Origin of the sequence: Flaviflexus ciconiae (assembly GCF_003971195.1) — a bacterium.
GTDB classification, from domain to species: domain Bacteria; phylum Actinomycetota; class Actinomycetes; order Actinomycetales; family Actinomycetaceae; genus Flaviflexus; species Flaviflexus ciconiae.
On record NZ_CP034593.1, the window covers coordinates 205,514 to 228,492 of the forward strand.

Consider the following 22,979-nt stretch of genomic DNA (forward strand, 5'->3'; position numbering starts at 1 on the left):
GAGATTGATGGAAGAGGCGCAGAAAGTACTAGCGAGCGCGTTGGAAGCCGAGAACGGACGCTATGCGGAACTGTTGCTACACGACGGGCCGCTGCGGCAGAGCCTGATTGGGTTGCGTCAGGGGACGGAGCTTGCGGCACACAACTCACCGCCTGCCGCCTCCATGTATGTCATCACCGGTGGGGTTGATATTGTCGGCGCGGAGGCGGACAGTCTCGACGAGGGGGACATGAAGATTCTCACCCATGTGCGGCATGGAGTTTTTGCGCGCGAGGACTCGGTTTTCCTGTTGACAACGGTCACCGGAATTGCCGAGCGGGAGAGCCACGACGAACGGAAATCTGAAGAGCAAGGCTCTCATTAGTAAGTTTGTACTTGATACACAACACATCAGATGTATTCACATAAGTTTCTCCGATAACATCCTTCTGGGTCATCAAATTGTTATAGATTTGAGACCTTAGACCAGATGATTCATATCCGGAGGAAGACATCTTGCCGATCGCACGACGCCTGTATAGTTCACTTCTCGCAGTCTTGCTTATACTCTCCGGCGGACTTATTGCCGCCCCTGCGCTTGGTGCAGGAAGCCCCGGCCTTGGAACTGATCCAGGCCGCGGCACCATCGTTGCATCTGACCTCGATGTCGATCAGGTCGCCATTCAAGCGGCTGCTATGCCCGCGGTGCGGAGCATCCGCGCGCAGATGTACGACGACAAGGAAGTACTTTTCAACGGACAGCCCCTGTATCGGGCCGTCGATCAGGCGGGCCTGTCCCGCTCTGAATACATCAATGGCGTTTCATGGGATACGAATCTTGAGAAGTCCGCGATCCAGCGTGCCTACGAACAGAACATTGTCTGGGGCCACGTACGTCCCGACGGTGGCTCCTACAAGGAAGCGGACCTTCTCGGCAAGTGGCCGGGCGAGATCCTCACAACCCAGGCTGATATTGCGGTTGCTATCGCCGATGTTGAAAAGGGCTCCTGGGCGGGGGAGAGGGACGACCTCATTAGGTACAACGGTGCGTTCAACAACGCCACTGGCCACCTCTACAACCTCATCAACCCGTCATATAAGTCATTCGGTTTCGCTCGCGTAGGCAACGTGACGGTGGGCTGGATGTCCGCCTCGCGGTCATCCGATACGAGGGGAACCCAGCTTGACGGTAACTACACGTTTGAAACGGCCGTGAGCTCCTCCAACATGTCGAACGTGGATGGTGACCTTGACGTTGACTCCTCGCTGACCGCCGGCGAAACCGGAACCGCCGAGGTGACGGGAACAGCTCGTTCGATGTACTGGCTTCCCGCGATTCCCGTCGAGGTTGAAGCCGACTACTCGTCGTCGAACTCGAATGTCCTGAAGGTCAACGTTGATGGCTCCTACACGGCCGTTGGTAACGGCAGCGTGACCGTCACGGCGACGACCGCGACGGGGCAGGACTACACCGCGCGGGTCACGGTGACTGGCAATCTGGTCCAGGAGCCTGCCAAGAAGAACTCCTTCTACCTGACCGACAGCTGGTCCAGCCTGGCAATCAACAATTCGTTCGTTTACGGACGCGCTGGCGACGAGGTTTACGTCGGTGACTGGAATGGCGATGGTCGTGACACTCTCGGTGTGCGCCGTGGTAAGACGTTCTTCCTCAACGATTCGCTTCGTGGTGGCATTGCCGACCACGAGTTCATGTACGGCCGCGAAGGCGACGAGGTGCTCGTCGGCGACTGGGACGGCGATGGTCGTGACACTCTCGGTGTGCGCCGTGGTAAGACGTTCTTCCTCAACGATTCGCTTCGCGGTGGCAATGCTGACCACGAGTTCATGTACGGCCGTCAAGCAGATGAGGTCCTCATCGGTGACTGGAACGGCAACGGCGAAGATACGATCAGCGTCCGTCGGGATGCAACCTATTTCATCAACAATGTCCTCATCGGCGGCAATGCCAACAGGTTCTTTGACTACGGCTACGCCTCCGACGAAGCACTCGTTGGCGACTGGGATGGCGATGGCTACGACACCGTCTCGCTCCGCCGCGGCACCAGCATCCTTCTCAACAACTCCCGTTCGGACGCGGTGACCTCCAGGTCCGTTTCGTTCGGACTAGCGTCCGACAGGGTCTTTGTTGGTGACTGGAACGGTGACGGCATCGACACGCCGGGACTGAACCGACTGGACTAGGTGTACTTCCTTGGGACGTTGTGAACGGGGATGAGTTTGGGAATTTCAACCCGCAGCGGTTCTGACGATTTAGAATGCGACTTCGTCGAGGGCTGTGAGTGCGTCGTCGGGGATCTCCTCTGCCTGGTAGTCGACCGTGATGGTGAGCAGGTTTTCCCCATCGTGGACGTGCAATCTCTGGGTCAACCGCAGGGTTGTCTCATTGCGGTACTGCACTCCGTAACCGGTCTTTGCGCCGAACTCGCGGGTGCCTACATCGGTCACCCTAGACCGTGGGATCTACCTCGAGAGACGACATGTTCCGTGCTGAGTTCTCCTCGGGCTTGCGCATGGTTTCTCGGGTTTGAACGATAGAGCGTCCGCCAGCTCCCTCGTCGTCTCGCTTTTCCATTTCTACCGTGGTGTTAAGCGCACCGGTGGAACCGTATTGCGGAAGCTTCCAACCCTGTCGCTCGAGTGACTCAGCCGCCACGATCGCAGGATCGCGCGACTCGTCCGTGATCGTCGTGTCTGAGTCGGGTGAATCGCCGTCTTTCGAGCATGCAGAGGCACTCACGAGGAGAAGTGCAATAGTCAGAGCTCCCAGTGTTCTTCGCATAAGCCCAGCCTATCGAGGGAACTCCTATCGTCAGGACGGAACAGCAGGATCGTAACCGACGGTTTCCCACGTTCTCTGCAACCTTCGGACAGAGCCGAATGCTCGGATGGTGCCGAAGGCTCGGTTAAGGGAGCCTTCGGCACGGGCCTTGTCAGCGCCCCGACAGGCTCCATGCCCGAACACCGGAGGACATGCCTGCCGCGTTGGAGACGAAGTTGGCTTCCGGGAGTTTCGCGCGGACCGTGGGGACGATGCGGGAGGAGTTACCGCCGCCAATGTAGAGGGTGTCCCAGCGGAACACGGGGAACAGAAGCTCGACGGCGCGCAGGACGCGACGCGACCAGGCGGAATCGCCCAGCCTGCGGCGCTCGTGTTCGCCCAGTACATCATCGAAGGTGAGGCCCCAGCGCATCGGGGCGTGAGACATCTCGAGGTGCGGGGCAAGGATCCCGTTATCAACCAGGGCGGTTCCCAGGCCCGTGCCGAGGGTCATGAAGAACTCCAGCCCCTGTCCTGTAACAATGCCGGAGGCTGCGACCTCCGCATCGTTGAGGACAAGGGAGGGGATGCCGAACTTCTCTGTCAGTGCCCCCTGCATGTTGAACTCTTTCCACATGTCGATCAGTTCGGGAACGGTCTTCGTGCGGGGGCCGGACCGGCAAATGTAGTGCGGGGTGTGGATGACGACGCCGTGCCGGATCATGCCGGGCATACCCATCGTGATCCGGTCAGCCTGAGGAAGCTTCTTCGCCATGCCCTCGACCAAGGAGATCAGTTTCTTGGGAGGCAGGGGATAGGGAACGGGCTCCCGGAGTGCGGGAGCGATCTGAAAGGAACCGGCGTCGAGAACGGTGGCTTTGATGCCGCCTCCGCCGCAGTCCACTCCGAGCGTGAGCGGGCCCTCGTGAGAATTGCTTTCCATGGATATGACGCTAGCACCCCGTCACAGCGTTCAGCCCGTCGTGTGCGAAACTGGAGCTATGATGCGCATCCGACTCGACCTTTCATACGACGGGACACGATTCCACGGGTGGGCCCTTCAGCCCGGGTTGCGAACCGTCGAAGGGGTTCTCACGGCGGCGCTGAAGACCGTTCTCCGTCATGACGTGAAGCTCACCGTCGCGGGACGGACCGACGCCGGTGTGCACGCCGCCCGGCAAACGGCCCACTTCGATGTCGACGAAGCTGCGTGGAATGCCCTGCCGGGAAGATCCGACCGGCACCCGTCCCAGGCGTTGCTGACAAGGCTAGGGGGAGTGCTCGCCCGGGAGAGCGGCGCTAAGTCCATCAATGGCTCCGGAGCCATCGGCGACATTGTTATTGCGGGAGCGGCCGAGGTGAGTACTGACTTCGATGCGAGGTTCTCCGCCGTCGGCCGCGCCTACCGCTATCGGATTGATGATCGGGTTGTGTCCGGGGTTTTCACATCACACATCGCGACCCGGACGGCCCAGCTCGATGATGGGGTGATGGCGGAGGCAGCGTTGCGGCTTCTTGGCGAACACGACTTTCTGTCGTTCTGCAAGCCGCGGGAGGGCGCAACCACGATTCGGACGCTGAGAAAGATCGAGGTGCATCGGCCCGCTATTGGCCCGGATGCTGGGCTGTTAGTTGTGGACCTGGAAGCGGACGCGTTCTGTCACTCCATGGTGCGTTCCATCGTCGGCGCCCTGATCGAAGTGGGCCGAGGAAAGAAGGAATCCACGTGGCCGGCGGAGCGGCTAGCCGAGCAATCCCGCGATCGCGGCGTCATCATTGCGCCCGCCCGCGGGCTCATGTTGGAACGAGTGGATTATCCGGCCGATGATATGCTTGCTGAGCAGGCAAATAAGGCGAGAAGAGTGCGTGAGAACCCACTCACATCGACTGCCCAAGCAATTGACCCTGTTGTCTAGGGCGATTACAGTTATGAAAGTTGTGTTATCCATCTGCGCGTTCCCACTCGCCGGATGTTGAAAACAACAACGAGATTTATTCATTGACCCAGGTGAAGTCCGATCGATTAGCCATGCGATCTACCTCTTTGCCGTATAGAAACGAAGGCATAGCCCGTGCGTACGTACACACCTAAGCCCGGCGACGTTGAATCCAAGTGGTATGTCATTGATGCCACCGACGTTGTGCTCGGCCGTCTGGCAGCGCAGGTTGCCACCCTGCTCCGTGGGAAGCACAAGCCGAACTTTGCTCCCAACGCTGATCTTGGTGATCACGTCATCATTATTAACGCCGAGAAGGTCCGCCTGACCGGCAACAAGCTTCAGCAGAAGTTCGCTTACCATCACTCGGGTTACCCGGGTGGCCTGCGCGCCATGTCTTACGAGGAGCTTCTCACGAAGTTCCCCGAGCGTGCAGTTGAGAAGGCTGTCAAGGGAATGCTCCCGCACAACCGTCTCGCAGCCCAGCAGATCAAGAAGCTCAAGGTCTACGCAGGTGCAGAGCACCCGCACCAGGCCCAGAACCCCGAGGTTTTTGAGCTCACCCAGGTGGCTCAGTAGAGCCCGGTACGGACCAGGAACTTTTAAAGGAGAACTGTGGCAGAAAACACCGCAGCAGACGTTGAGCTCGAGGACGCCCCGAGCTCGTACACAGTGAGCAGCGATGCTCCCGAGACCGGCCAGGGACAGTCCCTGACCGCCCCCGGCCAGGCACTTGGCCGCCGCAAGGAGGCCGTTGCACGCGTCCGTCTCGTCCCGGGAACGGGCGAGTGGAAGATCAACGGTCGCACCCTTGAGGATTACTTCCCGAACAAGCTTCACCAGCAGCTGGTTAGCTCGCCGTTCGCGCTCCTCGACATCGAGGGCCGCTTCGACGTGATCGCCCGCATCGACGGTGGCGGCTCCTCGGGCCAGGCCGGCGCAATGCGTCACGGCATCGCCCGCGCGCTCAACAACATTGACCGCGACCACAACCGCCCCGCCCTCAAGAAGGCTGGCTTCCTCACCCGCGATGCTCGCGCGGTCGAGCGTAAGAAGGCAGGCCTCAAGAAGGCGCGTAAGGCTTCGCAGTTCTCGAAGCGTTAAGCCTCACGAACTGTTACTCACCCCCGCAATTGCGGGGGTGAGTTGTTTATTTGCGAAATCGTTCCCTCGGCGCAAAGCCCAGTTGTACCGCGGGCCCGATCGAAGCACGCATTCACGAATGAATGGCTGACGATCCTTGGCCGGTTTACTGAAGGAAGAATTGCTATTCGGTTTGCTTGAGACGGTATTGTTGATGGATTTGCCCAAGCACTTACGACCTTGGGGAGGCCGATCCTCTCGCGCCTCAGCGGTCTCGTACCTCGCGTGCGGTGTGATCGGTGGTGGCGAACTAGCCGATCAAAGGATGCAACAGCGCGCACTTGTAGCAAATGATCTGAAACAGTCACGGGCTAAGCCGGATCGGTACGGTACATTAGGGACAGTCACATTACCGCTCGAAGGGAATATCGTGGGTCGACTATTTGGGACAGACGGCGTACGCGGACTTGCGAACAGGTTTGTTACCGCGGATCTTGCTCTCAAGCTCGGTGAAACAGCAGCAAGGGTCCTCGTGAAGGAACGGGACTCGGACGCTCGGCCGACCGCGATCATTGGGCGCGACACCCGCCAGTCGGGCGCCATGCTCGCCCAGGCCGTTGCTGCGGGGCTCGCCTCGGCCGGTGTAGATGTCACGCATGTCGACGTCGTTTCCACCCCGGCAATCGCCTATCTGACAGCGAACCTCGACTACGATCTCGGGGTGATGATTTCCGCTTCGCATAACGCGATGCCGGACAACGGAATTAAGTTCTTTGCCCACAGCGGGTACAAGCTCGCGGATGCCACCGAGGAACACATCGAATCGATGCTCGATGAGGAATGGGAGCGTCCCGTCGGCGAAGGCGTCGGCAGGATCAGTGGTGACTACGAAGTCGCTACCCGCGAATACCTCGATCACCTGTCGACCGCGATCACCGCGGACCTGTCCGGGCTCCGGATCGCGGTTGACTGCGCTAACGGTGCGGCCAGCGAACTCGGCCCGGAGGCTCTCCGCAGGGCCGGAGCCGACGTTGTCGTTATCAATGCCTCTCCCGACGGTAAGAACATCAACGACGCCTGCGGGTCCACCCACCCGGAACAGCTCCAGGCCCTCGTTGTCGCCTCCGAGGCAGACTTCGGTGTGGCATTTGATGGTGATGCTGACAGGTGCCTCGCCGTGGACCACACGGGCGAAATGGTCGATGGGGATCAGATCCTCGGCGTTCTTGCCACCGGCATGAAAGACGACGGCAAGCTCGTTGACGACACCCTCGTCATTACCGTTATGTCGAACCTTGGCCTGCTACTTGCTATGGAGGAGCGGGGTATCAAGACCGTCTCCACGAAGGTTGGCGACCGCTACGTTCTCGAAGCAATGAAGGAATCCGGCTACGTCCTTGGCGGTGAACAGTCCGGCCACGTTATCGCAGCCGAGTATGCTACGACCGGTGACGGTGTCCTGACGGCACTTCTGCTTGCCGAACAGGTCGCAAAGAACGGCAAGACACTCCGCGACCTTGCCTCCTTCATTCACCGCCTTCCCCAGACCCTCGTGAACGTCCCCGGTGTTGACAAGACCCGGACGAACAGCGACGAGGTGCTCCTCGCAGCCGTCGCGAAGGCGGAAGAGGACCTGGGCCGGACCGGCCGGGTGCTCCTACGCCCCTCGGGCACAGAGCCGCTGGTACGCGTCATGGTGGAAGCTGCAACGCAGGAAGAAGCCGACCGCATCGCGCAGGACCTTGCCGGAGTTGTCGCCGAGCGTCTCGCTCTCTAACCGCACGTGGACTACTTCTACGCGATCCAGGACTGGGTGATCGCAGCCGGCGGATCCCCCTGGGCTCTCGTAGCTGTACTCGTTCTCTGCAGCCTTGACGGGTTCTTCCCGCCCCTCCCATCCGAGTCGATCGTTATCGCACTCGCGGCACTCACGGTCACGTCCGACGGACCGAATGTCGTGCTCCTGTGGGCGGTCGCGTCGATCGGTGCGTTCCTCGGTGACCAGGTGGCGTATTCGATCGGGGCGAGGATACCTGTCAAGAGAGTTCCGTTCCTCAACCGGGGGACAGGTGCCCGCGCTTACGCCAAGGCCGGGAGCCTTCTCCTCACCCACGGGCCGGTGTTTATTATGGCGGCGCGGTTCGTTCCGATCGGGCGAATCGCGGTCAACATGGGGGCCGGGGCAACCGGCTACCGACGCTCCACGTTCTCTATCGTGGACTCGATTTCGGCAATGCTCTGGGCCGCTTACTCGGTGGCGGTAGGCGTTGGGGCGGCTCACGTTCTGGAGGGTCACCCACTACTGTCCATGGCCCTGGGGATCGTCAGTGGAGTGATCCTCGGATACCTCATTTCGCACCTCATTACGGTCTTGCAGAAGAAGTTCTTCCCGGCCCGATATGTCGAGGCTGAAAGGGCCGCACAGGAGTGGGCACATGACCACCTTGAAGGTGGGGCGGACTCCCCGGGGACCAGTCACCCGTAACGGCGGTTTCCTGCGGTTTTCAGATGTTCTATCTTCGTCTCAGGAGGTAAACATCATGACCGCAATCCAGAACCGCCCCGCCCACTTCACCACCCCGAACTACGCCCCGGCAGCCCGCTTCCAGGCACCGAACATGTACGCACCCGTCGGCCGTAGGAACCAGCCGGTCGGATATGGTGCACCCGTTCAGCACCGCCCCCGAGTCCAGAACCGTCCGCAGGCACAGCCGCAGCGTCAGGCCTTCGTGCCGAACAGGGTGACCCCGCTTCAGGCGGCCTACGCCAACCACCTCGACCGCCCGCAGCTGAGAACCTCGATTCCCATGCCGGTCGTGGTTCTCCTAGCTTCGGTGATCACCGTGATCGCCATCGCCATTGCCTGGAGCGCAGCAGCCTAGTATCGACCATCCGGTGCATTACCACCGCTGCCCTATTGCCGCTTCGCAACACTTGGTCGTTCACCTTGAACACGCGGTCAAGGTAGACCACCCCCTAACTTTCCCGGGGCAGAAGGAATCTCCTTCTGCCCCGAAGTTCTGTCCAGTTCGCATAGCTTTGTCGGCCTCGTAAAACTATGTGGGGAGCACAATGCACTGTCCTAACTGTGCGCTCCCATGTGCCTTCGGTACTCCTCGGATGCTTGGGCGATGCTCGTTTGAATCAACGACCTTTCAAACCGTTGCCCCTCACCCTCGACGCATCTGCCTCGTTCTTCGGCTGCGACAGGTAAGGAATTAGGGCATAGCCAGGGTGTCATGGAAGTACCCTGGGCCCATGAAAGATTACCTGGAGCACCCAAGTGTTGCCGCGATCTATCTCGGTGGCTCGGCTGCCGAGGGACGAAGCGATAAGAATTCCGACACCGACATCTATGTCCTCACCACCGGGCCGGTTGAACTCGAGTGGCGTAAGGACTTTGTTGCGCGTCGGAACCCCTTCAGGGCCAGCATTGCTCCCGGGCATTTTGGTGATGGCGATGCTTGGGCGGACTCGACCGGAACCTATGACGTCATGTTCTGGAACCTGAACGATACGCTCAACAACTTGCGCCGTGTTGTTGTCGATCATCAAGCCGCGAACGGTTACACGACGGCTTTTTGGCACACGATAAGAACATGGCACGAAGTGGGGCGGAAGGACGATCATTCGGGGCTGGTTGATGAGCTGGCGCGCCTCGCTGCCATGCCCTATCCCGGTGAGCTTGCCGACGCGATCGTCAATCGCAACAGGGTGCTCCTGCGTGGCACCATGTTTAGCCTCGAAGAACAGCTGGTCCTCGCAAGCAATCGGAACGATACCGTTTCGATCAATCATCGAACAGCTGCGATCGTTGCCTCGTGGTTCGACATTGTGTTTGCCGTCAACCGGCAAACACACCCGGGGGAGAAGCGCTTACTTGACCGCATGACCGATCTTGAAAGCCTGCCAGATCATGCTCGCACTGAGCTCGAGTCCTTTCTAGAAGCAGGCCCCAATGAGGCTCCTGCTACCTGCCACACCCTGATGGACAGCCTCGAGAATTGGCTGGATGCCTGATCGGAGGGGACGGGCCCGGTACTGGGCAGGCCGGGCCGGTAATGGGGCAGGACCTGTCAACAGGGTAACGGGCAGTGCTGGAGCTTGAGCTTCAGAGCGACTGAATGAACCGGACCTGCTCGACGATTGCCGCTTCCATGATGTTCTCTTTGCCGTGGACGGTGAAGACATGCCCGGCAGGATACTCGGTGAGAGTGTGGGGTTTGCGGGCCTTGGCGAGGCGGCTGGCAAGGGCCCTCCCCTGGTCGGCAATGGGATCCTCCGCGCCAACTTGAATAAGAGTGCGGGGAAGCTTCGTGACGAGAGACAGGTCGAAGGCGGGGCTGGCTAGCGGATCCATCCGATCTTCGTCGGGGACGTAGCTTTCCGCGGCGAAGTCGAACAGCCTCTCGAAGAGGTCGTCTTTCTTTTCCCGCCATTCCAGCATTTTCCCCTTGACTCCGTCTTCGGCCGCTGGCTCAAAGCCGGACATTTGAGCGGATGGTGAGCTCCCGGTGGATGAGTCTGGCTGTTCAGCGTTCTTGCCGCGGGACATCGGTGGAACCGAGCCAGCGCCCGCGCCGGGGGTGGGTAGTGAAACGTCGGTGACAGGTGTGGTGGCGATCAGCCCGGACAGGCGAATTCGCCCTTCGGAAGCCAGCTGAGCGGTGTTGATAGCAAGTTTTGCTCCGGTGCCACCACCGCCGACGGTTATGCGGTCCGGGTTCCGCCCCATGCTGCCTGCCGAAAGCGCCCACTTCAGGGCATCGAAACACTGGTGCTCGGCCACTGGGAAGGAAACTTGAGGGGCCGCATGAAAGTGCGGGGCGAGGATAATGGCTCCGGTTTCTGAGGCCAGGAAGCGGCTGACGTGTTCGTCTTCCCGGATGGCTCTGCCAATGAGGCCGCCGCCGTGTAGCTGAATATGAAGGGGCGGGGTCGAGCGGGAGTGGAGTGCCGCGATCGCGTCGGGCGAACGATAGATGAGGCCGCTCATCTCGCCGTAGCGGGTGGGGATCGTTACCTGGCGTTCCTCGACGGGACGCGAGGGTAACGGAAATGATGAAGCACCTGTCATCCTGCTTCTTGTTTGAAGGACCCATGCGAGGATCCACCGGTCGGGCCGAAACGAACTACTCACACCTTCTCCTTCCTACCTAGATCGTAAACCCTGTGCCTGTAACGATCCTGGGCAACGCCGTCGGGCGTGTACAAGTCCAGAGTCTATTTCCGGGTACCCAAGGTCAGGTTGGGTTGGCGAACGCTAGACCGTGGCGGTGGGCAATGCGATGCTGTGGGATACACATGGGCGTGAAGAGCCTGGGCGGTGTGAAGATGTCCGGTAAGAAAGATCCCGGCCGGTATGAAGATGTCGTGTGGGTTGGCCTGGCTGAGGCTTGGGGCCGGCCCCGCTAGCTCTTACGGAGGTAGACGGATTCCATCCGGTGGTCGGCGCCCTTGCGGAGGATCACGGTGGCGCGTGACTTTGTGGGCTCGATGTTGTCGATGAGGTTCGGCGCGTTCACGCTTCTCCAAATGCCGCCCGCGATCCCGCGTGCCTGATCTTCCGACAGGTCTGCGTAGCGCGTGAAGTATGACTTCGGGTTCGCGAAGGCGGTCTGCTGGAGCTTGATGAACCGCTTGATATACCAGTCTTCGATAGCTTTCACGTCCGCATCGACGTAGATCGACAGATCGAAATAGTCCGATACTGCTGTGAGCTGGCCGGAGGAGCCAAGCTTCGGTGGCTGGAGCACGTTGAGGCCCTCGACGATAAGGATGTCGCAGTCTTCGACGCGTTGCGTGTGGCCAGGCACGATGTCGTAGGTGACGTGATCATAGTTCGGGACGTCAATCGGTAGGTGACCGGCCTTAACGGCTCTCATAAAGCCCATGAAGGAACGGCGGTCGTACGACTCTGGGAAGCCCTTTCGGTGCATGATGCCTTCCTTTTCCAAAACCTCGTTTGGGAAAAGGAAACCGTCAGTTGTGACAAGTTCGACCCGGGGTGTCGATGACCAGCGTTGCAGGAGCCGCTGGAGGAGCCTGGCAACGGAAGACTTACCGACCGCCACGGAACCGGCTATTGCGATGACGAATGGCGTGTGGGCTTCGGAGGTTTTGAGGAACTCGGTGGTGCGAATGTGCCGGCGCAAGGCCGAGGCCACATGAAGCTGGATAAGGGCGGAAAGCGGCCGATAAACGGCATCCACTTCTGCAAGGTCGATCGGGTCACCGAGGGATGACAAACTTGTCACTTCCTCGGGAGATAGCGGAAGTGGTGTGCTTGTCGCCAAGGATTCCCAATGTTCACGAGTAAGATGAAGGAAAGGATCCAGCGAGTTGGCGGCCGTGGTTGAGGTCATGACCTATAGTTTGTCATCCCGAACGATAATCATCAGCGAGGAGCTCGAAAATGTGTGGAATTGTCGGATACGTAGGCGGTGAAACCTCTACCAGGGCCGTCGATGTTGTCCTTGAAGGACTGTCAAGGCTCGAATATCGCGGGTACGACTCGGCCGGAGTCGCCGTGGGGCCCGGAATGATCACCCAAGCAAAGAAAGCTGGAAAGCTCCAGAACCTCCTGGATGACCTGGAGGCAAATCCCCTCCCAGCGTCCCGCAACTCAATCGGACACACCCGGTGGGCAACCCATGGTGGCCCAACCGACGAGAATGCCCACCCCCACCTGTCCTTCGACGGCGCTGTCACCGTCGTCCACAACGGCATCATCGAGAACTTCTTTGACCTTGCTCGACAGCTCGAAGAACAAGGAATTACCCGGGTGACGCAGACCGATACCGAGGTTGTTGCCCACCACTTGGCGCTCCGCCTCAAAGAAACCGGGGACCTCACCGAAGCGCTCCGCGAAACCGTGGGCGAGCTGGAAGGCTCATTTACGATCGTTGCGCTCGCGGGAAGCGAACCGGACCGCGTTGTCGCGGCGCGCCGCAACTCCCCGCTTGTTGTCGGCCTCGGTGATGGGGAGAACTTCGTCGGCTCCGACGTGGCCGCGTTCGTTGGTCAAACGAAACGTGCGATTGAAATGGGCCAGGACGAGATCGTCACGATTACGGCCACTACCGTCGAGATCCAGACCTTCGAGGGTGAGACGGTTGAACGAGACGAGTTCACGGTTGACTGGAACGCCGACGCTGCGGTTAAGGGTGGCTTTGACACATTCATGGAGAAAGAAATCCATGATCAGCCCACCGCCGTTCGGGACACTTTGCTTGGCCGCATGAGCGAAACCGGTTCCCTCATGCTCGATGAGCTTCGTATCGAAGAATCGATCCTCAAGCGGATCGACAAGATCATTGTCGTTGCCTGCGGCACGGCTGCCTATGCCGGGCACGTGGCCAAGTACGCGATCGAGCATTGGTGCCGGATTCCAGTCGAGGTCGAACTTGCCCACGAGTTCCGTTACCGCGACCCCGTTGTTTCTGAGAGGACCCTTGTCGTTGCCATCACCCAGTCGGGTGAAACGATGGATACGCTCATGGCGGTGCGACACGCCCGCGACCAGGGTGCCAAGGTTCTTGCGATCGTCAACACGCACGGCTCGACCATTGCCCGTGAATCGGATGCTGTTCTCTACACGCATGCTGGTCCGGAAGTTGCCGTGGCTTCGACGAAGGCATTCGTCGCGCAGATCACCGCAACCTACCTGCTCGGCCTCTACCTCGCACAGCTACGCGGCAACAAGTACTCCGACGAGGTCCTCACCTACCTCGAGGAGCTCATGGCCATGCCCGACAAGATCGCCGATGTGATCGCGCGCGAGGACGAAGTGAAGGAACTGGCTCGCAGCATGAAGGACGTGACGTCCGTCCTGTTCCTTGGTAGGCACGTCGGATATCCCGTTGCACTGGAAGGCGCTCTCAAGCTTAAGGAGCTCGCCTACATTCATGCCGAAGGCTTCGCGGCCGGCGAGCTGAAGCACGGCCCGATCGCCCTTGTCGAAGAAGGACAGCCGGTCTTCTTCATCGTCCCAACCCCGCGCAGGCCCCTCCTGCACGCCAAAGTCCTCTCGAATGTCCAGGAAGTGAAGGCACGCGGTGCCCGCGTCCTCTGCATCGCAGAACAGGGCGATGATGCCGTTGCGGAGTTCGCTGATCACGTCCTGCGCATCCCCGAGACCCCCACTCTTCTTCACCCCTTGTGTCCGTCGTTCCCCTTCAGATCTTCGCGTGTGCGCTCGCGGGGAGAAGGGACTGGACGTGGACAAGCCAAGGAACCTCGCCAAGTCAGTCACCGTGGAGTAAGTAAATGCTGAGAGCCTATCGATCATCGGAAGTCCGCGAGGCGGAGAAGCCCCTCCTTGAACAGGGAGTGCCCCTCATGGAGCGGGCCTCGTTCGCCGTGGCAACGGCGGCCGTGCGGGAGCTCCGCTCCCGCGGCCATCTCGTCACGGGATCCCAGGTCCTTGTCCTCGCCGGAGGAGGCAACAACGGCGCAGATGCGCTGTACGCCGGTGCGTACCTTGCGGCACGGGGTGCCTCCGTTGAGATTGTCCGTGCCTCCGACTCCGTTCACGCCGAAGCCTTGGCAACCGCCAAGGAAAGCGGCTGCGCACTAGTGGACAGCGGCAAGGACGGAATCCTTAAGGCAGCCCGCCGTGCCGGCCTCTGGATCGATGGGCTCGCAGGCATCGGAGTACGCCCGCCGCTCACCGAACCCCTCTCATCGCTCGTCACACTGCTCGAAGAGGAACGCATCGCGGCACCCGATGAACCAATCGTGATTGCCGTCGACTGCCCCACCGGTATTGGTGTTGACGATGGTGCGCTTGTCGGCCCGGTGCTGACCGCAACCGTCACGGTCACCATGGGAGCCCCAAAGCCAGGGCTGATTGCACCCCCGGCCTCCCGGGTGTGCGGACGCGTTGAGGTTGCCGATATTGGGCTCTGGTTCACCGGGGAGCCCGCTGTCGCGACGCTCTCGGGATCCGATGTGGCAGATCTTCTTCGTGTGCCGGGACCAACCGACCACAAGTACACCCGCGGTGTCGTCCTGCTCGGAACCGGATCGGACTCCTTCCCGGGTGCCGCCGTGCTGACCGTTGGGGGAGCGCTCGGTGCCGGCCCCGGCATGGTCCGCCTCGACTCCCCGGAAGTGGCCGGGCTTGTGCTCCGCAGGTACCCGGAGGTCGTGACCGGCCTTGGTCGAGCCCAGGCCGTTGTCCTCGGCTCCGGGGTCCCCGCCACGGAAACGGAACGCCTCAAGGCACCGCTCGACCGGGCACTCGAAGAAAAATATCCCGTTGTTCTTGACGCTGGGGCACTCGAGCTCGTGAAGACGGAATACACGGACCTGCCCTCCACCGTTGTCCTCACCCCGCACGCCGGTGAGCTTGCCGAGCTACTCTCGGCCCGCGGTGAGGGCATCACCCGGCAGGATGTCGAAGCGGCACCCATCAGGGCGGTGCGCCTGGCTGCCACCATCACAGGCGCAACAATCGTTCTGAAGGGAGCTTCCGACGTCATTGCTGGCCCTGACGGCCCCGTCTATAGCCAGCCGGCACGATCCCACTGGCGAGCAGTTGCCGGAGCAGGTGACGTGTACGCGGGTCTGCTGGGTGCCCTCCTCGCTTCCGCAGGCGAGGACCTTGCCCGGAGCGGGCGCGGCTACGGCAAGCCCGCACTGATTGCTGCGGCGGCCTCTTGGATCCACGCCGAAGCGGCTCATTCTGATGGACCGATCCGTGCCATGGATATTGTCGACGGTATCCCCGCAGCTATTGCCTCCGCCCTCCATGACTGACTTCATTGGCAGGGCCGACGTTGACCTCGGTGCCCTGCGTGCCAACTATCGGCTCCTGCGAAACAAAACAGACGCGAAGATCGCCGCGATCGTCAAAGCCAACGGCTACGGACACGGCCTCCACGAGGTCGGTGCTGCGCTCGCGGATGAGGGGGCGGACTACCTGGGTGTGGCCCAATTATCCGAAGCCCTCGAGCTGAGAAGAACAGTTCCGGATACTCCGATCCTCACCTGGATCTACGGCACAGGTGCAAGCCTGGCGGCCGCGATTCTTTCGAACCTCGATATCTCCATCGGCGCCCGGTGGGCATTGGAGGAAGCAGTCGAGGCAGCAAAGGCCACCGGCGTTCCCGCACGCCTCCACATCGAAATAGATACCGGGATGTCCCGGGGTGGTTTCAGCAAGGCTGACCTCGAGCAAACGGCCGAGGACATTCTCCGTGCGGAGGCCGCGGGCCTAGTGGAGATCATCGGGCTCTGGTCGCACCTGGCGCGAGCCGATGAACCAGATTCCTCGGAGACCTCCCGTCAGCTCAACCGCTTCAACGAGGCATCCAGTCTGCTTGAGAATGTCGGGGTGAAGCCTGTTCTTCGTCACCTTGCCAATACGGCGGGGACCCTCTGGCACCCGGATACTCACTTGGACATGGTGCGCCCCGGTATTGGCCTGTACGGGCTGAGCCCCGATCCTGCCGTTGCCACGGCAGAGGAACTTGGCCTGCTTCCCGTCATGACACTCACCTCCAAGGTGATTGTCGTCCGTGAAGTTCCGGCGGGCACCGGGGTGTCCTACGGGCACACGGAAGTGACCGAGGAAGCTATGAGGCTCGGCACTGTTCCCCTCGGCTACGCCGATGGGATTCCCCGCTCCGCATCGGGCCGCGGTCCCGTGCGAGTCGGAGGCATACGCACTCGCGTTGTTGGCAGGGTTTGCATGGATCAGGTGGTCATCGCCCTGCCAGACGGTGTTGAGGCCGGGGCGGAGGTCGTGTTCTATGGTCATGGCGGTCCAACTGCCGACGAATGGGCTAGCGCGGCTGGCACGATCGGATACGAGATTACGACAAGACTTGGCCGTCATGTTCCCCGCACATATCGGGGTAAAGTAGGGCACTGACACAGGACACCGGCAGGAGGGAACCATGGAGCTGATCGCGCGTAGCGCAGATGACATGAGGGCCATTGGCGCAAAAATCGCCACCCATGTCGGGGCGGGGGACCTCATCATGCTGTCCGGCCCCCTCGGTGCAGGCAAAACCACCTTCGTGCAGGGACTCGCCGAGGGCCTCGGTGTCCGCGGCCGCGTCACCTCACCCACCTTTGTCATCTCCCACGTCCACCGCGGCGAACCAGACTTGGTTCACGTCGATGCCTACCGGCTCGAATCCCTTGACGACGTTGATGCCCTTGACCTCGACACGTCCTCGAAGAGTCCGTGACTGTTGTGGAATGGGGACGGGGCAAAACCGACGGCCTGTCCGAGGACCGGCTTGAGATTGAGATTCACCGGGAAACCGGCGCGGCAGCGGATGAAGACCCCGAGGATCTTCTCGTTGACTCTCCCCGTACCCTTGTTCTCTCGGCAACAGGAGAGCATTCGCAAGCGATTCTTGAGGCATTGGAGCAATAGTGCGTTCCGTCCTCGCCCTGCTTGTTCTCCTGGGACTGGTGCTCCTACCGGGAGTGGCACGTGCCGCCACGGAAGAACGGTCTCCAGAGGAGTCCGCAGAGGAGTGGTTCGAGAACGAGGCGACCGAAACCCTCAGATCCTATGCCGGGACCGTATTCCCGGACCTTACACAGGAGGAACTGGAAGAACTCGTTATCGAAGAGCCCGTTCCCGCGGTAGAAATTTCAGAAGACTCGAGCGATCCTCGGGAAGTCAGGCCGAACCCACGCACTTTGCCGCACCGGTCACCTCGGAAGCCCTCCCGGTCGGCGTTGTCCTTTACGACATAACAGAGGATGGTGGAGAAGGAGCCGTCCACGCAGACGCCTACTTCGCCACCCGTCTACTTACTCGCGAACGCGCCGACCTCCTCATCTTCGAACCCCAGTTCAGTACATACTTCATGATCCGTGGCGACACGATCATTCCGGTCAGTGTCGAAGCCCTCGACCATCTCGCGGGTTCCACCAGCGTTGAATCGTTCCTTGAGCTACGCAAGTCGCTCATGACGGACGATGCGAACGGTCGGGATGAAGCCGTCTCAACAAACAACCGCCCAGCAATTATTGCCGGGATCATTCTTGCCGTGTTCCTCGCGAGCACACTTACCATCACCTGGCTCCGCAGGTCCCCGAACGCCCCGAGCCGCTCGAGAAGCTAGCCAGCCACAAGCGACCCATCCGCATCTACCGCCCAGGAGGTAACCGTGTCAACGCTGACGATTGATACGTCCACCGTGTCCGTCATTGCCCTCGTGGGCGAGAAAACAATCGTCAGGAGGAGCCCGGACAGCCGCCACCACGCCGAAACCCTCGCCCCGCTCGTCGATGAGATCGTCACCGAAGCAGGGGAAACTCCCGACCTTATCGTGGCCGGAACCGGCCCCGCCGCCTTCACCGGCCTACGAGCAGGCCTGGTAACGGCCCGCGTTCTCGCGCGCTCCTGGAACATCCCGATCGTCGGCATTGGTTCCCTCGAGATCATTGGCCGCGCCGCCCTCGATCACGCCCCGGGCGTTGGCAGAGACGTGCACGGTGATGCTGATACGCCACAGACTGACAACGCAACCGGTGCTCTACACGATCCTGCCCCGTGATTGCGGTGGGGGACGCGCGGCGCAAGGAAGTGTACGCGGCAGAGATCGCTCCGATGGGAAATGACGACGTGACTGTGACATGGGGGCCGGAGGTTCTCTCCCCGCAGGCGCTCGCGGACAAGTACCCCGGTGCCCGCTTCGTTGGACCGGGTGCCGAGCTGTACTCCGACATACTTCCCGGAGGTCTCGACCAGGTTATTGAACCCGTCGTCATGGAGAGGCTCGCGAAGGCCCGCCTAGCTCGAGTGGATGCTGGCGAGGAACTGGACCTCGGAACAGAACCCAAGTACCTTCGCCGTCCCGACATTCACGGCGCATGAGGATTCTCGGCCGCGCGGATGCCGCGGCTTTCGCGGCACTCGATGGCGACATTTTTGGTGTTGAGGCATGGCCGCCGGGAATCATCGAGGAGCAACTCGTCTACGACCGGATCGTTGCGGTTGGAATTGACGAGCGCGACCTGCTCGACAGTCACGTCCAACAGGACGGCCGGCAGACAGAGGATGACGGCAGGCACGGCCATCATGACCGCAGGCGCGACCAGGTTGATGGTGGTGACGACCAGGTTGGTCGTCACGAAAATCAGGTCGATGGTAGGCACGGCAAGCTAGACCGCATGGATAATGCTGATCGGGGAGCGTCCCGAAATGGTCAAGGAACCGGCAGGGCTGGAGACACGCCCCCGGGCAGGGGCCGGTTGGCCGCTGCCGGCATGCTCGGACTCGGGATCGAGGCTGAGCTGCTGACGATCTCTGTGCGGCCCGAACACCGCCGGAAAGGCCTGGCGTCACAGATCATTACCGAGCTCCTCCGGCTTGCCGATGGGGCGGAGGCCTGCTTCCTGGAGGTGCGAGCATCGGACAATGGTGCACGGTCACTGTACGAAGGGCTGGGCTTCTACGAGGTTGGGCGCAGGCGCGGATACTACCGGGACGAGGACGCGGTCGTTATGCGAAAGGATTTTGGCAAGCTCGACATCTCGTAAAAGCTTGGTCACGTTAGGGAAACCTAAGTATGACTTAGACATGTCACAAAAGTTCCATTTTGGTTACTTTTGTCGCCATTTGGTGCTCTTGGAGTGTTAGGTCGGAGTGCTTGCCTGTCTCGCCTTATGCCGAAATGGGCCTAATGTCGCGATCTTCGCGGGTGACCGGGGCTACGATGTGATGTATGGCAACCTCAACTCAGACAGTGCCAAAGAAGGTAGGAAAGCTGTCGACGTCTGTGGGTCTCAAGATCCAGATGGCGGTCACTGGCCTCTTCTTTGTGATATTTGTTCTTTTCCACATGTACGGCAACTTGAAAATGTTCAATGGACCGGAAGCGTACAACGGATATGCGCAGTTCCTGCGCGACGTTGGATATCCGATTGTTCCTCACGAGGGCGTGCTGTGGATCCTGCGCGTTCTCCTCCTCGTCTCGGTGATTCTTCACGCGCACGCGGCGATTGTGCTGTGGAGGCGTGGCAAGGTTGCCCGAGGACCGAACGCATACAAGGTGAAGCGCGGTAAGAAGACCGTCCAAACCTACTCATCGAGGACGATGCGTTGGGGCGGAATCATCCTTCTGCTCTTCATCGTGTGGCACATCCTCCAGTTCACCACCCTGTCGATCTCCGTCGGTGCTGACGACTACTCGGCAATGACGCCATACGATCGTATGATCGCGGGATTCCAGCCCGACGTGTGGTGGGGCTACGCAATCTACCTCGTTGCCATTGCCGCCCTGGCTATGCATATCCGCCACGGCGCATGGTCTGCCCTTCAGACGCTCGGCTGGTCCAACCGGTACCGCGAGCCGGTATTAAACGGCATCGCGATCCTTATTGCGGCCGTGATCTTCATTGGCTTCATGGCACCTCCGACGGCCATTCTGTTCGGCCTTATCTCGTGATTGGAAACAGTGACATGACGGAACTTATTGACGGCCTCTACCGCGAGGGCGAACCGATCGCGGACACCAAGGCGCCTGCTGGCCCGCTCGAAGAAAAGTGGGAGAAGCGCAAGTTTGATGCGAAGCTCGTCAACCCGACGAACCGCCGCAAGATGCACGTGATCATGGTGGGCACCGGCCTTGCCGGAGCCTCCGCCGCAGCCTCTCTTGGCGAGATGGGCTACAAGGTCAGCGCCTTCTTCTATCAGGACTCGGCACGCCGTGCACACTCCATTGCTGCCCAGGGCGGCATCAACGCTGCGAAGAACTACCGCAACGACAACGACTCGACCTTCCGCCTGTTCTACGACACGGTCAAGGGCGGCGACTACCGTGCACGCGAATCGAACGTGTACCGTCTCGCAGAAGTCTCCGAAGCCATCATCGACCAGTGCGTGGCCCAGGGTGTTCCCTTTGCTCGCGAATATGGTGGCCTGCTCGACAACCGTTCATTCGGTGGCGTCCAGGTGTCCCGTACGTTCTACGCACGTGGCCAGACCGGCCAGCAGCTCCTCATTGGCGCCTACCAGGCTCTCGAACGCCAGGTAGCGGCAGGCACGGTCACGAACTATGCTCGCCACGAAATGGTGGAGCTCATCGTCGTTGACGGCAAGGCTCGCGGCATCGTTGCTCGCGACATGGTGACCGGTGAACTCCAGACCCACCTCGCTGACGCCGTTGTTCTCGGCACGGGTGGCTACGGCAACGTGTTTTTCCTGTCGACCAACGCCATGGGATGTAACGGCACGGCAATCTGGCGTGCACACCGCAAGGGCGCATACTTTGCGAACCCCTGCTACACGCAGATTCATCCCACCTGTATCCCGCAGGCCGGTGCCTACCAGTCGAAGCTGACTCTCATGTCCGAGTCGCTACGTAACGACGGACGTATTTGGGTTCCGAAGAAGGCAGAAGACTGCGACAAGGATCCCCGTCAGATCCCCGAAGAGGATCGCGACTACTACCTGGAGCGCATCTACCCGGCGTTCGGTAACCTCGTTCCCCGCGACATTGCTTCCCGCCAGGCGAAGAATATGTGCGATGAAGGACGGGGCGTGGGCCCGAAGGTTGATGGTGAACGCCGCGGCGTCTACCTTGACTTCAGCGATGCCATGGAACGTCTCGGTAAGGATGGTGTATCCGAGAAGTACGGCAACCTCTTCGACATGTACAAGCAGATCACCGGTGAAAACCCGTACGATGTGCCGATGCGCATCTACCCGGCCGTTCACTACACGATGGGTGGCCTCTGGGTTGACTACGACCTCCATTCCACGATTCCCGGTCTGTTCGTCACCGGTGAAGCTAACTTCTCCGATCACGGCGCGAACCGTCTTGGTGCTTCGGCTCTCATGCAGGGCCTGGCCGACGGCTACTTCGTCTTACCGAACACGATCAACGACTACCTTGCCGACGGTCCTTTCGAAGATGTGTCCGGCGCCCCCGAGGTGACCGAGACCCTGACCGACGTGAAGAGCCGTATCGACACGCTCATGAGCATCAACGGTGAGCGGTCCGTCGACTCCTTCCACAAGGAACTTGGCAACATCATGTGGGAGAAGTGCGGCATGGAAAGGACCGAGGAAGGCCTGAAGGAAGCGATCGGTGAGATCCGTGCGCTCCGTGAGGAATTCTGGAAGAACGTGAACGTCCCCGGCAGTGCAGCAGACCTCAACCAGTCACTCGAGAAGGCCGGCCGTGTCGCCGACTTCCTCGAACTGGGTGAGCTCATGTGCATCGATGCCCTCCACCGTAGGGAATCCTGTGGTGGACACTTCCGTGCGGAATCGCGCACCGAGGAAGGCGAAGCTCTTCGTCACGACGACGAGTTCGCCTATGTTGGAGCGTGGGAATGGGGCGGCGACAACCAGGCGCCGATCCTCCACAAGGAAGACCTCGTATACGAATTCGTCGAGATGAAGCAGCGGAGCTACAAGTGAGAATTACAGTCGAATACTGGCGCCAGAACGGCCCCACCGATCCTGGCCATTTTGAATCCCGTCAGGTTGAGACCGACGAGCATTCTTCATTCTTGGAGATGCTGGACGTCCTCAACGAGGACCTGTTCGCAGAGGGCAAGGAACCCGTTGCGTTCGACTCCGACTGTCGCGAAGGCATCTGCGGCCAATGTGGCCTCGTCATCAACGGCGACCCGCACGGCCCCGAGAAGACCACGACCTGCCAGCTGCACATGCGTAGCTTCAAGGACGGCGACACGATCACGATCGAACCCTGGCGTTCGACCGGATTCCCAGTCCTCAAGGACCTTGTCGTCGACCGGTCGGCCTTCGACCGCATCATCCAGGCTGGCGGATACATTTCCGTCAACACGGGTGCCGCCCCGGATGCTCACGCACAGCCCGTCCCGAAGGTCGATGCCGACCTCGCATTCGAGGCCGCCGCCTGCATCGGCTGTGGCGCCTGCGTAGCGGCCTGCCCGAACGGCTCCGGCATGCTCTTCACATCCGCGAAGGTTGTTCACCTTGGACTCCTCCCGCAGGGCCAGCCCGAGCGCGCCACCCGCGCACTCAACATGGTTCGTCAGCATGACGATGAGGGCTTCGGCGGATGCACGAACATTGGTGAATGCCAGTCGGCCTGCCCGAAGGACATCCCGATCGAGTTCATTTCGATGCTCAACAAGGACCTCCGTCTCGGAGCCTCCAAGTAACCTCATCGACAATTAACTCCCTCACGGACAGTGACGGACCGGACTGTTAGATCAGCCAAGGAAAGCGGCGG

At 60.6% G+C, this 22,979-nt stretch carries 26 protein-coding genes and 1 pseudogene; 22 read left to right on the top strand and 5 right to left on the bottom strand.

The annotated features are described in order from the left end of the window. Positions 1 to 7 precede the first annotated feature (7 nt). Together EJ997_RS00945 and EJ997_RS00950 are read left to right on the top strand one after the other, a co-directional pair. Positions 8 to 364 (top strand): cupin domain-containing protein, encoded by a 357-nt coding sequence (locus tag EJ997_RS00945; protein WP_228201529.1) that lies wholly within the window; start codon positions 8 to 10, stop codon positions 362 to 364. A 173-nt stretch (positions 365 to 537) separates the two neighbouring features. Continuing rightward, the gene (locus EJ997_RS00950; RefSeq protein WP_126702912.1) at positions 538 to 2,181 is read left to right on the top strand and encodes a CAP domain-containing protein; all 1,644 of its coding nucleotides are present in this window, start codon (positions 538 to 540) and stop codon (positions 2,179 to 2,181) included. 69 nt (positions 2,182 to 2,250) lie between these two features. On the opposite strand, the gene EJ997_RS00955 is transcribed toward EJ997_RS00950, so the two are convergent. From EJ997_RS00955 to EJ997_RS00965, 3 genes are all read right to left on the bottom strand, one after another. Continuing rightward, positions 2,251 to 2,445, bottom strand: coding sequence for a hypothetical protein (locus tag EJ997_RS00955; RefSeq protein ID WP_126702913.1), 195 nt, complete (start codon positions 2,443 to 2,445; stop codon positions 2,251 to 2,253). A gap of 1 nt (position 2,446) precedes the next feature. Next, positions 2,447 to 2,779 (bottom strand): hypothetical protein, encoded by a 333-nt coding sequence (locus EJ997_RS00960; RefSeq protein ID WP_126702914.1) that lies wholly within the window; start codon positions 2,777 to 2,779, stop codon positions 2,447 to 2,449. Between the two features lie 151 nt (positions 2,780 to 2,930). Then, on the bottom strand, positions 2,931 to 3,701 hold the full coding sequence (locus EJ997_RS00965; protein ID WP_126702915.1) for an ROK family protein: 771 nt from the start codon (positions 3,699 to 3,701) through the stop codon (positions 2,931 to 2,933). A gap of 58 nt (positions 3,702 to 3,759) precedes the next feature. On the opposite strand from EJ997_RS00965, the gene truA reads away from it, so the two are divergent. The 7 genes from truA (at position 3,760) to EJ997_RS01000 (ending at position 9,798) form a co-directional block, all read left to right on the top strand. Then, the gene (truA, locus tag EJ997_RS00970; RefSeq protein WP_126702916.1) at positions 3,760 to 4,674 is read left to right on the top strand and encodes a tRNA pseudouridine(38-40) synthase TruA; all 915 of its coding nucleotides are present in this window, start codon (positions 3,760 to 3,762) and stop codon (positions 4,672 to 4,674) included. Positions 4,675 to 4,830: 156 nt separating this feature from the next. Further along, entirely contained in the window at positions 4,831 to 5,274 is a 444-nt protein-coding gene (rplM, locus tag EJ997_RS00975) for a 50S ribosomal protein L13 (RefSeq protein ID WP_126702917.1), read from the top strand. A 36-nt stretch (positions 5,275 to 5,310) separates the two neighbouring features. Further along, on the top strand, positions 5,311 to 5,799 hold the full coding sequence (rpsI, locus tag EJ997_RS00980; RefSeq protein ID WP_126702918.1) for a 30S ribosomal protein S9: 489 nt from the start codon (positions 5,311 to 5,313) through the stop codon (positions 5,797 to 5,799). 409 nt (positions 5,800 to 6,208) lie between these two features. Next, on the top strand, positions 6,209 to 7,555 hold the full coding sequence (glmM, locus tag EJ997_RS00985; RefSeq protein ID WP_126702919.1) for a phosphoglucosamine mutase: 1,347 nt from the start codon (positions 6,209 to 6,211) through the stop codon (positions 7,553 to 7,555). A gap of 6 nt (positions 7,556 to 7,561) precedes the next feature. Continuing rightward, entirely contained in the window at positions 7,562 to 8,263 is a 702-nt protein-coding gene (locus EJ997_RS00990; RefSeq protein ID WP_126702920.1) for a DedA family protein, read from the top strand. 55 nt (positions 8,264 to 8,318) lie between these two features. Continuing rightward, the gene (locus EJ997_RS00995) at positions 8,319 to 8,660 is read left to right on the top strand and encodes a hypothetical protein (RefSeq protein ID WP_126702921.1); all 342 of its coding nucleotides are present in this window, start codon (positions 8,319 to 8,321) and stop codon (positions 8,658 to 8,660) included. Between the two features lie 376 nt (positions 8,661 to 9,036). Then, entirely contained in the window at positions 9,037 to 9,798 is a 762-nt protein-coding gene (locus tag EJ997_RS01000) for a nucleotidyltransferase domain-containing protein (RefSeq protein ID WP_126702922.1), read from the top strand. 91 nt (positions 9,799 to 9,889) lie between these two features. On the opposite strand, the gene EJ997_RS01005 is transcribed toward EJ997_RS01000, so the two are convergent. Continuing rightward, entirely contained in the window at positions 9,890 to 10,918 is a 1,029-nt protein-coding gene (locus tag EJ997_RS01005; protein WP_126702923.1) for an alpha/beta hydrolase fold domain-containing protein, read from the bottom strand. A gap of 271 nt (positions 10,919 to 11,189) precedes the next feature. Beyond that, complete coding sequence (gene coaA, locus EJ997_RS01010; protein ID WP_126702924.1) at positions 11,190 to 12,143, bottom strand: type I pantothenate kinase; 954 nt, start codon at positions 12,141 to 12,143, stop codon at positions 11,190 to 11,192. A gap of 50 nt (positions 12,144 to 12,193) precedes the next feature. On the opposite strand from coaA, the pseudogene glmS reads away from it, so the two are divergent. The 13 genes and pseudogenes from glmS (at position 12,194) to EJ997_RS01070 (ending at position 22,908) form a co-directional block, all read left to right on the top strand. Further along, positions 12,194 to 14,042, top strand: a pseudogene (gene glmS / locus EJ997_RS01015) (glutamine--fructose-6-phosphate transaminase (isomerizing)). 4 nt (positions 14,043 to 14,046) lie between these two features. Then, a complete protein-coding gene (locus EJ997_RS01020) occupies positions 14,047 to 15,540 on the top strand; it encodes an NAD(P)H-hydrate epimerase (RefSeq protein WP_126702925.1) in 1,494 nt (497 codons plus the stop codon). Beyond that, complete coding sequence (gene alr, locus EJ997_RS01025; RefSeq protein WP_126702926.1) at positions 15,533 to 16,657, top strand: alanine racemase; 1,125 nt, start codon at positions 15,533 to 15,535, stop codon at positions 16,655 to 16,657. The genes EJ997_RS01020 and alr overlap by 8 nt, the downstream gene beginning before the upstream one ends. Positions 16,658 to 16,682: 25 nt before the next feature. After that, entirely contained in the window at positions 16,683 to 16,979 is a 297-nt protein-coding gene (gene tsaE / locus EJ997_RS13870) for a tRNA (adenosine(37)-N6)-threonylcarbamoyltransferase complex ATPase subunit type 1 TsaE (RefSeq protein ID WP_323052618.1), read from the top strand. Continuing rightward, positions 16,976 to 17,170, top strand: a complete 195-nt coding sequence (locus EJ997_RS13875) for a hypothetical protein (protein WP_323052619.1) — start codon at positions 16,976 to 16,978, stop codon at positions 17,168 to 17,170. Before tsaE ends, EJ997_RS13875 begins: the two co-directional genes overlap by 4 nt. Continuing rightward, entirely contained in the window at positions 17,170 to 17,499 is a 330-nt protein-coding gene (locus EJ997_RS01035; RefSeq protein WP_126702927.1) for a hypothetical protein, read from the top strand. Before EJ997_RS13875 ends, EJ997_RS01035 begins: the two co-directional genes overlap by 1 nt. A 113-nt stretch (positions 17,500 to 17,612) precedes the next feature. Continuing rightward, entirely contained in the window at positions 17,613 to 17,870 is a 258-nt protein-coding gene (locus EJ997_RS01040; RefSeq protein ID WP_126702928.1) for a hypothetical protein, read from the top strand. 45 nt (positions 17,871 to 17,915) lie between these two features. Beyond that, a complete protein-coding gene (gene tsaB / locus EJ997_RS01045; protein ID WP_126702929.1) occupies positions 17,916 to 18,305 on the top strand; it encodes a tRNA (adenosine(37)-N6)-threonylcarbamoyltransferase complex dimerization subunit type 1 TsaB in 390 nt (129 codons plus the stop codon). Then, the gene (locus tag EJ997_RS01050; RefSeq protein ID WP_126702930.1) at positions 18,302 to 18,625 is read left to right on the top strand and encodes a hypothetical protein; all 324 of its coding nucleotides are present in this window, start codon (positions 18,302 to 18,304) and stop codon (positions 18,623 to 18,625) included. Before tsaB ends, EJ997_RS01050 begins: the two co-directional genes overlap by 4 nt. Then, on the top strand, positions 18,622 to 19,290 hold the full coding sequence (locus tag EJ997_RS01055) for a GNAT family N-acetyltransferase (RefSeq protein WP_126702931.1): 669 nt from the start codon (positions 18,622 to 18,624) through the stop codon (positions 19,288 to 19,290). The genes EJ997_RS01050 and EJ997_RS01055 overlap by 4 nt, the downstream gene beginning before the upstream one ends. 185 nt (positions 19,291 to 19,475) lie before the next feature. Further along, complete coding sequence (locus EJ997_RS01060) at positions 19,476 to 20,198, top strand: succinate dehydrogenase cytochrome b subunit (protein WP_126702932.1); 723 nt, start codon at positions 19,476 to 19,478, stop codon at positions 20,196 to 20,198. A 14-nt stretch (positions 20,199 to 20,212) separates the two neighbouring features. Next, a complete protein-coding gene (locus tag EJ997_RS01065) occupies positions 20,213 to 22,177 on the top strand; it encodes a fumarate reductase/succinate dehydrogenase flavoprotein subunit (RefSeq protein WP_126702933.1) in 1,965 nt (654 codons plus the stop codon). Beyond that, positions 22,174 to 22,908, top strand: coding sequence for a succinate dehydrogenase/fumarate reductase iron-sulfur subunit (locus EJ997_RS01070; protein ID WP_164719667.1), 735 nt, complete (start codon positions 22,174 to 22,176; stop codon positions 22,906 to 22,908). The genes EJ997_RS01065 and EJ997_RS01070 overlap by 4 nt, the downstream gene beginning before the upstream one ends. Positions 22,909 to 22,979 lie beyond the last annotated feature (71 nt).

Excerpts from the sequence above, each read along its gene's own strand:
- coaA (WP_126702924.1), bottom strand. The coding sequence starts at position 12,143 with ATGACCTCAACCACGGCCGCCAACTCGCTGGATCCTTTCCTTCATCTT.
- EJ997_RS01040 (WP_126702928.1), top strand. The coding sequence starts at position 17,613 with ATGATCCGTGGCGACACGATCATTCCGGTCAGTGTCGAAGCCCTCGAC.
- alr (WP_126702926.1), top strand. The coding sequence starts at position 15,533 with ATGACTGACTTCATTGGCAGGGCCGACGTTGACCTCGGTGCCCTGCGT.
- EJ997_RS00965 (WP_126702915.1), bottom strand. The coding sequence starts at position 3,701 with ATGGAAAGCAATTCTCACGAGGGCCCGCTCACGCTCGGAGTGGACTGC.
- EJ997_RS00960 (WP_126702914.1), bottom strand. The coding sequence starts at position 2,779 with ATGCGAAGAACACTGGGAGCTCTGACTATTGCACTTCTCCTCGTGAGT.
- tsaE (WP_323052618.1), top strand. The coding sequence starts at position 16,683 with ATGGAGCTGATCGCGCGTAGCGCAGATGACATGAGGGCCATTGGCGCA.
- EJ997_RS00995 (WP_126702921.1), top strand. The coding sequence starts at position 8,319 with ATGACCGCAATCCAGAACCGCCCCGCCCACTTCACCACCCCGAACTAC.
- EJ997_RS01000 (WP_126702922.1), top strand. The coding sequence starts at position 9,037 with ATGAAAGATTACCTGGAGCACCCAAGTGTTGCCGCGATCTATCTCGGT.
- EJ997_RS01055 (WP_126702931.1), top strand. The coding sequence starts at position 18,622 with ATGAGGATTCTCGGCCGCGCGGATGCCGCGGCTTTCGCGGCACTCGAT.
- EJ997_RS01065 (WP_126702933.1), top strand. The coding sequence starts at position 20,213 with ATGACGGAACTTATTGACGGCCTCTACCGCGAGGGCGAACCGATCGCG.
- EJ997_RS00945 (WP_228201529.1), top strand. The coding sequence starts at position 8 with ATGGAAGAGGCGCAGAAAGTACTAGCGAGCGCGTTGGAAGCCGAGAAC.
- truA (WP_126702916.1), top strand. The coding sequence starts at position 3,760 with ATGATGCGCATCCGACTCGACCTTTCATACGACGGGACACGATTCCAC.
- EJ997_RS01020 (WP_126702925.1), top strand. The coding sequence starts at position 14,047 with ATGCTGAGAGCCTATCGATCATCGGAAGTCCGCGAGGCGGAGAAGCCC.
- EJ997_RS01060 (WP_126702932.1), top strand. The coding sequence starts at position 19,476 with ATGGCAACCTCAACTCAGACAGTGCCAAAGAAGGTAGGAAAGCTGTCG.